14 protein-coding genes and 2 tRNA genes are annotated in these 11,393 nt (G+C 52.0%); 6 read left to right on the top strand and 10 right to left on the bottom strand.

All coding sequences use genetic code 11. From position 1 onward, the window contains the following. Nucleotides 1-448: 448 nt before the first annotated feature. From uxuA to FJM74_RS17390, 3 genes are all read right to left on the bottom strand, one after another. Nucleotides 449-1,624, bottom strand: a complete 1,176-nt coding sequence (uxuA, locus tag FJM74_RS17400) for a mannonate dehydratase (RefSeq protein WP_187263911.1) — start codon at nt 1,622-1,624, stop codon at nt 449-451. Between the two features lie 357 nt (nt 1,625-1,981). Beyond that, complete coding sequence (locus FJM74_RS17395; protein ID WP_241739226.1) at nt 1,982-2,806, bottom strand: SDR family oxidoreductase; 825 nt, start codon at nt 2,804-2,806, stop codon at nt 1,982-1,984. Nucleotides 2,807-2,979: 173 nt separating this feature from the next. Next, the gene (locus FJM74_RS17390; protein WP_187263910.1) at nt 2,980-3,276 is read right to left on the bottom strand and encodes a hypothetical protein; all 297 of its coding nucleotides are present in this window, start codon (nt 3,274-3,276) and stop codon (nt 2,980-2,982) included. 225 nt (nt 3,277-3,501) lie between these two features. Here FJM74_RS17390 and FJM74_RS17385 point away from each other — a divergent pair, with 225 nt between their 5' ends. From FJM74_RS17385 to FJM74_RS17360, 6 genes are all read left to right on the top strand, one after another. Then, nucleotides 3,502-3,807: an ArsR/SmtB family transcription factor gene (locus FJM74_RS17385; protein ID WP_187263909.1), complete on the top strand. Its 306-nt coding sequence runs from the start codon at nt 3,502-3,504 to the stop codon at nt 3,805-3,807. Between the two features lie 252 nt (nt 3,808-4,059). Further along, nucleotides 4,060-4,133 (top strand) — tRNA-Arg (locus FJM74_RS17380). A 49-nt stretch (nt 4,134-4,182) separates the two neighbouring features. Beyond that, nucleotides 4,183-4,256: transfer RNA gene (locus FJM74_RS17375), tRNA-Pro, on the top strand. A gap of 378 nt (nt 4,257-4,634) precedes the next feature. After that, the gene (locus tag FJM74_RS17370; protein WP_187263908.1) at nt 4,635-5,084 is read left to right on the top strand and encodes an SRPBCC family protein; all 450 of its coding nucleotides are present in this window, start codon (nt 4,635-4,637) and stop codon (nt 5,082-5,084) included. A gap of 1 nt (nt 5,085) precedes the next feature. Then, the gene (locus FJM74_RS17365; protein ID WP_187263907.1) at nt 5,086-5,307 is read left to right on the top strand and encodes a hypothetical protein; all 222 of its coding nucleotides are present in this window, start codon (nt 5,086-5,088) and stop codon (nt 5,305-5,307) included. 434 nt (nt 5,308-5,741) lie between these two features. Then, on the top strand, nt 5,742-6,188 hold the full coding sequence (locus FJM74_RS17360) for a c-type cytochrome (protein ID WP_187263906.1): 447 nt from the start codon (nt 5,742-5,744) through the stop codon (nt 6,186-6,188). 96 nt (nt 6,189-6,284) lie between these two features. Here the strand turns inward: FJM74_RS17360 and mobA are convergent, their stop codons facing one another. From mobA to FJM74_RS17325, 7 genes are all read right to left on the bottom strand, one after another. Then, entirely contained in the window at nt 6,285-6,854 is a 570-nt protein-coding gene (gene mobA, locus FJM74_RS17355; protein WP_187263905.1) for a molybdenum cofactor guanylyltransferase, read from the bottom strand. Between the two features lie 18 nt (nt 6,855-6,872). Further along, nucleotides 6,873-7,151 carry a SelT/SelW/SelH family protein gene (locus tag FJM74_RS17350; RefSeq protein WP_187263904.1) on the bottom strand — a complete coding sequence of 93 codons (279 nt, stop codon included), beginning with the start codon at nt 7,149-7,151 and terminating at the stop codon, nt 6,873-6,875. Next, nucleotides 7,148-7,621: a molybdenum cofactor biosynthesis protein MoaE gene (locus FJM74_RS17345; RefSeq protein ID WP_187263903.1), complete on the bottom strand. Its 474-nt coding sequence runs from the start codon at nt 7,619-7,621 to the stop codon at nt 7,148-7,150. The genes FJM74_RS17350 and FJM74_RS17345 overlap by 4 nt, the downstream gene beginning before the upstream one ends. A gap of 112 nt (nt 7,622-7,733) precedes the next feature. Beyond that, nucleotides 7,734-7,967, bottom strand: coding sequence for a MoaD/ThiS family protein (locus FJM74_RS17340; RefSeq protein ID WP_187263902.1), 234 nt, complete (start codon nt 7,965-7,967; stop codon nt 7,734-7,736). 176 nt (nt 7,968-8,143) lie between these two features. Then, nucleotides 8,144-9,094, bottom strand: coding sequence for a GTP 3',8-cyclase MoaA (locus FJM74_RS17335; protein WP_187263901.1), 951 nt, complete (start codon nt 9,092-9,094; stop codon nt 8,144-8,146). Then, nucleotides 9,091-9,828, bottom strand: a complete 738-nt coding sequence (locus FJM74_RS17330; protein ID WP_187263900.1) for a sulfite exporter TauE/SafE family protein — start codon at nt 9,826-9,828, stop codon at nt 9,091-9,093. Before FJM74_RS17330 ends, FJM74_RS17335 begins: the two co-directional genes overlap by 4 nt. Next, nucleotides 9,825-11,312 (bottom strand): rubredoxin, encoded by a 1,488-nt coding sequence (locus FJM74_RS17325; protein WP_187263899.1) that lies wholly within the window; start codon nt 11,310-11,312, stop codon nt 9,825-9,827. The genes FJM74_RS17330 and FJM74_RS17325 overlap by 4 nt, the downstream gene beginning before the upstream one ends. Between the last annotated feature and the right edge of the window lie 81 nt (nt 11,313-11,393).

The raw sequence follows: 11,393 nt of genomic DNA, 5'->3' as shown, positions 1-11,393 counted from the left end.
TGACCAGAGAACAAAGCACGAGGAGACTTATTGAGCAGGCGGCAGGAGTTTGATGGTAAAGTTTAATATGACCGGCACCAGATGGAAGTTATGATTGCTCCCGGATTCCGCTAGCAAACCTGTCAGAATATGTTACCTGTACTCCCGGATTTTCCTGCCATTGCGCTTTCAACTGTGTTTAAGGCAACCTTAACGAACCACAAAGCCTTTAAGAGTAAGCAAAGGCTATTTGGCAAGCCGGTTCAATATTATCGGAATGGCCGGGTTTAAGAGCGGAATAAGCATAAAAAGTCGAGATAAAAAAGGGCAGCTATCCTTTTGAAAACAGGCGGCTGCCAGGCCATGTGGAGGTGCAGAACCGCCGGAGGGCCATTTTCATTAGCATAATTAGCACGGCAACAGAAAGGTAAGGCCTGCCTTTCTGTTGCCGTGCTTCCTTCAAAAACTCTTACTTGTCCTGGAACAACGACCGCTCTATGCCCATCTCGAGGCCGCGCAGTTCTGCCAGGCCCCGCAGCCTGCCTATGGCCGAGTAGCCGGGGTTGGTTTTTTTGTGGAGGTCGTCGAGCATCTGGTGGCCATGGTCGGGGCGCATCGGAATGCTGGTATTGCGCTGTTTTGATAACGCTACCAGCTCTTTCATCACAGCGTACATGTCTACGTCTCCTTCCAGGTGATTGGCTTCGTAAAAGTTGCCTTCCGCGTCGCGCTGGGTGCTGCGCAGGTGCACGAAATTAATTCTGTCGCCAAACTGCCTGATAATGCCGGGCAGGTCATTGTCGGCCCGCACGCCAAACGAGCCGGTGCAGAAGCAGAGGCCATTGTTGAGCGAGGGGACCGCCTCTACCAACGCTGTCACGTCTGCCGCGGTGCTTACCACGCGCGGCAGGCCCAGAATAGCGTAAGGAGGGTCGTCGGGGTGAATGACCAGCTGCACACCTGCCTCATCGGCTACCGGCACCACCTGCTGCAGGAAGTAAATCAGGTTTTGGCGCAGTTTGGCGGCATCTATGCCTTTGTAGGTATCCAGGGCCTGCTGAAACTGCTCCAGTGTAAAGCTTTCTTCGCTGCCCGGCAGGCCGGCAATGATGTTTCGCTGCAGCAAGAGCTTCTCCTCGTCGCTCATGGTTTGGAATCGCTGCTTCGCTTTTTCCAGCTCCTGCGGCGAGTAGTCTTTTTCAGCCCCCTGGCGCTGCAGCATCAGCACATCGAAGGCCACAAATGCGGCTTTCTCGAACCGGAGCGCCTTCGATCCGTCGTCCACCGTGTAGCTCAGGTCGGTGCGTGTCCAGTCGAGCACGGGCATAAAGTTGTAGGTCACGATGCGGATATCGCAGGCTGCCAGGTTCCGCAGCGATTGCTTGTAGTTTTCGATGTATTGTTCAAAACCTTCGGCTTGCGTCTTAATGGCTTCGTGCACAGGCACACTTTCCACCACACTCCACACCAGGCCTTCCTGCTCAATCGCATCCTTCCGTTTCTGAATCTCCTCTACGGTCCATACCCGGCCGTTTGGAACATGATGCAGGGCTGTTACTATGCCGGTTGCTCCGGCCTGTTTAATATCCTGCAAAGACACCGGGTCGTTAGGCCCGTACCATCTCCAGCTTTGTAGTAGTGACATATAATTTATTTTTTGTTTGTTGATCTGTTTAAAACGACAGCTTCCCGAGCCTCGTATACCACCGTTGGCTACAACAGGCCTGTTGTAGCGTTAAATTATCATGGCCGGAGCGTCTGCTGCGCTGGCTGCCCCGGAAATCGGGTGTGGCCAGCCAAGTTTCTAAAAAATCAGGGAAAAGACGGTCATCCCGAATTATTCCAATGAAAAAGCCCCTCCAGAGGTGCTGCTGCTGCTGCTTTAAAGCAGACACAGGGTGCAGGACTTAAGATACAGGACTTTTTTATAAGATAGGAATTAAGATTTTATTATTTTAAAGTCTGTTCTGGTCACTCATCTTCAAATATCCTAATTAAAAAGCTATACGCCGCTGTAGGCATTAAAGCCACCGTCTACCAGAATAGTTTCTCCGGTTACAAAGCTGGAGGCGTCGCTGAGCAGGTAAATCAGGGCCCCTGTCAGCTCCTCCGGGGAGCCGAAGCGCTTAAAGGGCGTGCTGGCGATAAACTGCTCTGCCCTTTGCGTGTAGCTTTCGTCTTCGTTCATCAGCAGGCTGTAGTTTTGCTCTGTCAGAAAAACGCCGGGCGCGATGGCGTTTACGCGCAAGCTGCCGCCATAGCGCAGGCCCAATTCCACGGCCATCCATTTGGTATAGCCTTTTACGGCTGTTTTGGCCAGGGTGTAGCCCATTACCCGGGTCAGGGGGCGCTGAGCCGTTAAGGAAGAAATATTGACAATAGAGCCCCGGCCTTTCTCCGCCATCACGCGGCCAAATACATTGGTAGGAATAATGGTGCCGAATAAGTTCAGGTCCACCGCTCTTCTTGTATCGTTTATGTTCACGTCGAAGAGGCTCTGGTTTGGACCGACCGTGGCGCCTGGCATATTGCCACCTGCCCCGTTTACCAGCCCGTCTATAGTGCCCCAGGTGTTCAGGATATGATCTTTGGCCTCCATCATCTGCTCCTCATCCAGCACATCGCCCAACAAGGATATGGCCTCCCCTCCTGCTGCCTGTATGGCCTGCACGCGCTCGTCGGCCCGCTCCTTGTTACGGCCCATCACCACCACTTTAGCACCTGCCCCGGCTATTGCCTTGCAAAACGCCTCGCCCAGTACACCGGTGGCGCCGGTAACGACAATAACTTTATCTTTCAGTGAAAATAATGCTGTCCCTTCCATCATGTTTAACGGCTTTTATACAGAAACGAGCCCTGGCTGCAAACGTTTGCATAAAAATTGTAAAATTTGCCCTCAGCTGCCCATTTTTTTACTTTACGGCCTCCGGCTTTGTTGTTCTACCTAGTTACTATACAGGTATCAGGCAAGGCGTGTTAATAGTATTAAACTATAAGCTTTTAGCCGTAATTGATTCTGTCTATACAACCTGCTCCTGCGCTGCTGCACCACCCTCTGCTCCCATAAAGCCTGTCCTCCCTGCGCCTGCCGCGCCATGCCCGCCAAAACAGTTGAACCGCCTGATATTTCCCGGAGCCGGCATCCTGCACAATAAACGGATCCGTATTAACCAGGAGAGCATGGCGCAGCGGGCAGTGCCAGCTAAGGGTCTCGGCGCGTACGCCACCTTCGCCCTTGCCCGCACGTGTGCCGTGGCAGGCAACTCCTACCAACAGAGGCAAGTCCTGCCGCTGCATGCCAACCAAAATATTGTATCGGATCAGCTGCCTTTAATTTGCTTATGTTTTGTGGCAGCGTCTGTTGCCTGTCTGAAGCAGGCTTTTTTCCGCTCTTTCCAGGGCCGGAATAGACCAGGAGCCTGCTCAGCCGGAACTTCTGAGAAACAAAAATTGTACTAACAAGTAGATATAAACACTTGAACACATGTTCATACATAACTATTAAAAAAACACTTCCTCCGGATGAGCACAATAAAAGTAAGGGTTGATCAGAAGCGGCTGGAGAGGGCAGCCTATGTGCTGAAGTGCGTAGCTCACCCGGTGCGCATCAGCATCATCGACCTGTTGGAGCAGAGGCAGCGCCTGTCGGTTGGCGAACTCCAGGAGGCCCTAAACATAGAACAGTCTCTGCTCTCGCACCACCTCATCAACATGCGCGACAAAGGCGTGCTGCAGACCCAGCGTGAAGGCAAGCATGTGTACTACTCCCTGATAGACACAGGCATCGTGCAGATAATCAGGTACATCAACAGCAGCAAGATAATATAACCGCTGCCAGGCTGACGTTAAAACAATTCTCCCTTTCAGTAAGAAAGGTCCCGCTTCCCTTGCTGCAGCAGGCAAACAGCCCGTCCACCAGATTATTCTAATGAAAATGGCCCTCCGGCGCCGCTGCTCCTGCCACCCGCGATTTGCACCGGCAGCAGGCACCCGACCCGAGGCCACAATTATTTATCTTATTTTATTTTCGTAAAGAAATTTCGTTTTATCAACTTAGTTTCTATTTTTGCACTCACTAAGGCACTCGTAGTTCAACTGGATAGAATATCGGATTTCGGCTCCGAGGGTTAGGGGTTCGAATCCTCTCGAGTGCACAGAAAACTTAGAAGCCTTACAGCAATGTAGGGCTTTTAAGATTTCGATCGGGGTGTAGCGTAGCCTGGTATCGCGCCAGCATGGGGTGCTGGAGGTCGCAGGTTCGAATCCTGCCACTCCGACTAATAAGAAAAAAGGCCTGCCAGTCGGACGAGACTGGCAGGCCTTTTTTTTTGATCAGCGCAACACAACTCTACGGCCGCAGCCCTGTTCCGAAGCGGCCACGCTAAACAAGATGCCTGCCAGGGCCGAACTTCCCCGGTGCCGAAAACAGGCGAAGGCATTGCCGCAATCACCCCCTCAGAATGGCGCAGTTATACGCCTCAACTTTCAGAATTAGAGGTTAAATTTGCTCCAGAAACCACCACTCCCGGCTGCTGGCTATACCATGGCAAGGCCCGGCAGCACCTCCGGAGGGCCATTTTGATCTGAATAATCGGCCCCGCCACAAGCCCGGTCAACTGCATCAGCACACAACAGACACATTAACCTTAACACCTATGGAAAAGCAAACGATAAAACTGTCAACCGAAATTAACGCCCCCAAAGACAAGGTTTGGGACGTACTGCTCCAGGACACCAGCTACCGCACCTGGACATCGGTTTTCCACGAAGGCTCCTATGCCGAAACCGACTGGAGAGAGGGCAGCAAAGTCTTGTTTAAAACACCTGAGGGAGACGGCATGGTGAGCAGAATACTAGTGCATAAACCTTCAGAAATCATCTCTATCGAGCACCTAGGCATTTTAAAGAACGGAGAAGAAGTTTTTGATGACGAGGTGGTGAAGCAATGGCAGGGTTTTAAGGAGACCTACCAGGTAAGCGGCGCTAACGGAAAAACTGAACTCGCCATAGAACAGGACACCGCCCCGGAGCACTTCGATTTTTTTTGCACCGCCTGGGAAAAAGCGCTTCAGAAAGTAAAGGAACTCGCTGAGACGAACAACTAAAATGGTAGAGGTATTCAGAACGAACGTAAAAGACAGGCATAAAGCCGAGAAGCTCCTCTACCAGATTCATAAAACCTTTCGGGCTTATCAGGCCAACTTCGACCTGGATGACTGCGACAAGATTCTGCGGGTAGAATGCGTAAACGATTCGGTGCAGCCAACTCTCCTGATTGAGCTGCTACAGCACAACGGATTCAGCGCCGAAGTCCTGCCGGATGAATGAGCGTTTTTTTGATGGGGGGCCGCAGAAGCAGCAAAGCCTCCGGAGGGCCATTTTCATTCAAATAATTTGTTTGCTAACAACAAAGTGCGCTTGTGCTGGTGTGCTAACCGCCTGATTTTCTGAAAACGCTGTAACGGAGCGGTGCCTGTCCCTGCCCCCTGCCTTGCGCTGCCCCATACCCTTGTTTTGTACACGGAGCTGATTATCCCAGACTTTCGGCCCTGATTTTTAGGCTGGTGCCGCCCCGGCAAGAGCTTCCTGTGTGACCTGGATACATGAAAATGAGGCTGGAAAGGGAGTTTAATTAAATAATCTGTATATCTTAGCACCGGTTCCAGGCGATTCGTAAGCATGTTTAGGGCAGCCATAAAACTGCCGGGACAGGCGCCCGGACCTCTTGCGCCGGACAGATTAGTTAATTAAAAATGAATAGAATGAAAAAAACGTTTCTGATTTTCTCTTGCTGCGCCTTGCTGGCAGCCTGCAACGAAAAACCTTCTGAATATAGTAAGTTTTATGAGCGGGAATACCGCGACTCGGTGGCGGCCGCCCGCGCTGCGAACCCCGATGCCGGCACTCCTGCTGCCAAAGCTCCTGCTGAGCCTGCCATTCCGGAAAACCCATACGACAAAGGAGCAAAGCTCATTGCTAAATCCGACTGCCTGGCCTGCCACCAGGAACAGAAAAAAGTATTGGGCCCTTCTTATGTAGATGTGGCCAACAAATATGAGTTTAATGATGAAAATGTAGAGTACCTGGCAGACAAGATCATTGCGGGCGGCGCCGGCGTATGGGGCGAAATCCCGATGTCGCCGCACCAGAACCTCAGCAAGGAAGATGCCGCCGAGATGGCAAAGTACGTGCTGTCGCTCAGAAATTAAAAAAGACACAGGACGCAGGACACAAGACACAGGATTCCGGGATTTCAGATTTCGGGAAAGTCCAACAAAAGATCTTGTGTGCTGCGTCTGTTTTTATTACATGCGGTTATAATTCCTGAAGCTTTGCTTGTGGCGCAATGGCAGGCGTTTTGTATCGCCATTGTCCAGCACACTGCGCAGGCTGTTGCGCGGCAGGCTCCCCGCCTGTAGCTTTTGCATCACTGCTGCCAGACCAGTGGCTCCGTAAACGGCTCCGAAAGGCTCGGCAAACTCTCCCTCCTGATATACATAAAAATTGTATTCCGGCTCCTGCTCCCGTACCTGAAGCAGTTGGCGGAGCGTAGCCGTCTCCATATCGATCATGTCGCAGGCCATGAGGAGCAAATCGTGCGTGGGGTATTGCCGGTGCACGCTTAGCAGGCCCTTCAGCGGACCTTCTACGGCAACAGTGGCAGCATCCACAACAAGCTCCTGAGGGGCAAAATGATTCGAATAATTGCTTATTTGCCCCGGATTGACCGATACTACCACCGGCACCGGCAGTTCCTTTAGCCTCGCTGCCACATGGCTGGCCCAGGGAATACCGTTGAGGAGCAGCAGGCCTTTGTCGGAACCCATACGGCTGCTCTGGCCGCCACACAGCACCACGCCCAGCAGGTTTTTCATAGGAAGGAGTAAGATAGATTAGGTTTTATCGGAATGGCCGAGGCTCTTTTCGGGGCTCACTCTGTCGCGCACCAGTTGCTTCAGCTCTTTTATTTCCGGGAAACGCCCAGCCTCCTTCCTGTCGAAGAGTTGCTCCTCGTTTACCCGGACGGTATAGCGCCCACTCACCTCGCTTGGCTGCAGCAGCACGCCGTGAAGTTCATCGGTGAAGGTGGTCAGCAATTCCTGCGCCATGTAGGCGGCCCGCAGCATCCAGCCGCATTTGGGGCAGTATTCTATCGTGATAACCGGTTTCATTTCTTTACTTCGTCAAATTCATACACATGTTGGTTGGCATCGCCGGTAATGTCGTGGCAGTTGCAGTTGCCGCCCCACTTGCGGGTGCCATCCGTAAAGTACTCGCACTTCCAGATCGGGACCTCGTGCTTTACCCGGTCTATGATGTAACGGTTGGCGGCATAAGCCTCGCTGCGGTGCGGAGATGCCGTGATCACCACCACCGCCGACTCACCTACGGCCACTTTTCCCGTTCGGTGCTGCGCTACGGCAATGTGGAGCGGCCACTTCTGCTTCGCCTCTTCAATTATCGCTGCTATCAGCTTCGCAGCCATCGATGCATGCGCTTCATACTCCAGATAAGCTACTTCTCGGCCCAGGTTATTGTCGCGCACCTCGCCACTGAACAGCACAATCGCGCCTGCCTTCGGGTGGTGCCCGGCAGCCAGCAGGCCAACTACATCAAGGGGAGATTCGGAAAGATAATTCATGTAAGTTACTGCGGTGCTACTTGATTAATTAAAAATTATAGAGTTGAGGGCTTGCAGACTAAATACTCAACGTATCTATTGTGCTTCCGATATTGCCTTATAATTTAGTTGCTCAGCCCCCGCTACTTGGTGGTATCACACAAACAGTATCATTCTCTTTCAGTTGATAGCCTGGATCTACAAATTCATCATCAACGGCAAACCGGCAGATTTTGAGCATGTTGCCGGCCGCGCCGTTCAGCTCCAGCAGGTGCTGCCTGAGCGCTTCCACATCCTGCACCTTCCCTGCCACTTCAAACTCCTTGTCGAAATAATCTTTCAACGCTGCAAATACCTGTACTTTCATGTTCTACTGTTTTGTGTGAAAATTTTTAAAGGGCTGCAATTTGCAGAAGACCAATGATTCATATTATTTGTCATTCTGAGCTGGGGGTAGGGCCCCTCGATTGTCGAAGAATCTTTTTTCGTACCGTTAAGTACTTAATAGTTCCCTCGGCTGCGCTCGGGATGACTGTACAAAACCTAGCCTCCGATATGGAGCATACTTAGTTCGCTGCCAGTAAACTTTGTACTTTGCTTCTGCCACATGGCCTGCTGCAGTTTGCTGTGCAGCACCTGCTCCTTCGTCACGTTGCTGATCGATATCGGGTGGTTGCTGCTCAGGCAGCCATAGATGTTGCCTTGGGCATCGAGGCGCAGGCGGTTGCAGTCGTGGCAGAAGGGCTCGCTTTCGTTGGCCACGATGCCGAACACCTTCCCCTCCAGGGTCTGCCAGTAATTGGCGGTGGCACCGGGCTTGCGGAGCAGCTTAAAAAATTCATATTCCTTGTCGATAGTCGCCAGGATGTCGTTCTGGGTGTAGAGGTATTCTGCTGCGTGCTGGTGCAGGTGCCCCATGGCCATTACTTCCAGAAAACGGATGGCAACATTATGTTTAAAAGCGTAACGCAGCAAAGGCAGCACCTGGCAATCGTTCATGCCTTTCAGGATAACAGCGTTCAGCTTCACCTCCAGCCCACAGGCCAGCGCCGTTTCGATGCCCTGCAGCACCCGTTGCACCTGCTGGCGTTTTGTCATCCTAAAAAACACTTCCTCCTCCACCGCATCCAACGACACGTTGATCGACTGCAACCCCGCCTCCTTCAGCAGTGGCGCCATACGATCGAGCAGGAAAGCGTTCGTAGTTATCTTGATGTTAGGAATTCCTATCTTTTTTGCGCCGGCTATCACTTCGACCAGTTCGCGGTACAGCAACGGCTCGCCACCCGTAAAGCGAATGGTGTCGAGGTTCAGCTGTTGGTGGAGTTGCTCAATCTGCTGCAGAAACACGGCAGCCGGTGTCTGGGTTTTTTTATCGGCGTTGATGGTGGGGTCACCCGCGGTGCAGTACACACAGCCCAGGTTACAGGTGCTCAGCAAGCTCACCCGCAGCGTTTTAAAGGTCCGTCCGTAACTGTCGTTCAACTCCATCATGGCATAAAAAATATTAATTTTACGGAAGCTATTGCCAGCACCGCCGTCAGCAGATAGCGCACGGTGGCCTGCTGAAAACGATGACTGCCCATGTAAGCACCCACGGTGCCTCCTGCTACAGCTGCCATAAACCAAATATTAGTAGAATTGGTTACAGCGTATTCACTGTACGAGGTTCCGAGCAGCCCTGCCAGAGAGTTGAAGAAAATAAAAAGACTCGATACCGCAGCGGCTTCCTTAGCCCTGGCCCATGCCAGTATAACCAGCAAAGGGCTTAAAAAGATTCCGCCGCCAATGTTGAGCAAGCCCGACAAAAAACCGATGAGCACGCCGCAGAGCAGCGCCACCGGCAACTTCAGTTCTTTCTGTTCCTGGCTCTCCTTCGGCCCCAACCCCAGTAGGCGGATAACCGGCAGCAAAAGCGCCAGCCCCAGCAAGAGGTTAAAGTTACCATCGGGTAGCTTTACGCTGGAACCAATGTAAGCAAGCGGAATGGAGGTGATGAGAAAAGGCCAGAGCAGCTTCCACTTAAAGTAGCCAGCCCTCGAAAACTGGTAAAACCCGACAGCTGCCACTACCATGTTCAGCACCAGGATCATGGGCTTATAAGCAAGCACCGGCACGGCAAAAAGCGATAGCATTGCCAAATAGCCACTCGCGCCGCCATGCCCCACAGAGGCATACAGGAACCCGACAATCAGTAACGAAATGGCTATCAACAGGTCAGGGTTCATTCAGTGTGAACTGGTTGTGGCATTTCTGCCAGTTTAAAGTCTTCTTTTGGTGCCTCGCAGGTCGGGCAGCAGTAGGTAGCCAGGGCCTCGAAAGGCGTACCGGCTGCAATGTCGTTTACGGCATCGCCATATTGTTCGTCGTATACGGTATAGCAGCGCTGGCACTGGTACACTTTTTCCTGAGGCTCCTCCTCCGGCTCAGCGGTTACCTCCTCTTCCAGGTATATGGCATTAGCCACCAGGTCCGGCTCGCTTTGCAAGCCATAATAGTAGCTGCATAAGTCTATCAGGCAGGCACTTAGTTCTGGCCGAGGCACTTCTTTCCTAAAACTAATAAAATCTTTTGAATTAGGGTTAAAGTCGCGGGTATAAAGAATTTCGAAACGCTCCCCGCTTCTCTCGTTAGTTTGGGTAATGCCATGTTGCGTGCGGATGACGATGGAGCCGAACAGGCCGGTTTTCGGCTGCGTTTTTATAGCGAAGCAAAGCTTGAAGGTGCGTACATCTTCTTCATTCAGCTTGCGCACCAGCTCGTTCTTCAGTTCCAGGCCGTAGGCGCACTGGTCCTCTACCTGCCAGTTCAGCTCGTTAGAGGCGTGGCGCACATTAATGCGGTATTTGCACAGCACGGCATCCCACAGGTTCCGTTCGGCTGCGTCTATTCCTTTTATGATCAACGATTTCCAGGGCGTGGTGTAGAGTTGCCCCACCCGCGTCTTCATACAAACTTTACACAGATCCTTCAGGAAAGGCACGTTAAAAAGCTCGTTGCGGCGGTAAATACCCAGCCACAGCTTGTTGGTGCCGTAGCGGTTAAAGCCTTCGTAATACGACAACGTAAACTCCGGTAGCTGCAGCTGTTTGCTGATGGGCTGTAGCACAAAATCGCCGCCGGCGCTGACTAACCGGTGCAGCTGGCTGCCGTCTATGGCAGGCTGGTCGTAAAATTTTTCGGGGTAAGCAAAAATGGTCCGCTCTATGGTACTGCTCAGGTCGGCAATATCTTCGGAATACACCAGGGTTGGCCATTGGTATAGAATATTGGTTTTCGGGAAGCGGATGTAGAGGTACCAGTGGTTGCTTGTGTCGGAGGCGATAAAGTTGAGGTTGCCGGTAAAGAACGGGAAAAAGGTCTGGTCGTTGTCGACGAGGTTGATCTTGAGCTGCGGCCGGTAGTCGAACAGGTCCAGGATGTCTTTGTACACGCCCTCGCGCAACCAGTCGGGGTGGTACATTACCTCTTCTATGGCGTAGGAACTGAGGATGTTCGGATGCACGTCGGCATCCAGCTCAAACATGATATCAGCCAAAAAAAGATCCTGTTTCAGCACCGGCAGTTTATCTTCCGCCACCGAAAAAAAAAGCTGCTGCCTGTTGCCAAACCGCACCTCTTCCACGCCAGCCTTCTCAGCAGCTGTCAGTACTTCAAACAGGTCTCCGGCAGCCACGATGCCGCCCGGCAGATTTATCTTGATGGTATGCATTTTCAATTTTGAATGAGTGATTGAGTTTTTTGTCAGAATCAGAATGTGCAGAATTTGAGAATTTTCAGAATATCTGTTAAA

This window comes from Pontibacter beigongshangensis, from assembly GCF_014332515.1.
GTDB classification, from domain to species: Bacteria; Bacteroidota; Bacteroidia; order Cytophagales; family Hymenobacteraceae; genus Pontibacter; species Pontibacter beigongshangensis.
Note: the sequence above shows the minus strand (reverse complement) of the source record. Positions and strands in the feature narration are given on the sequence as shown.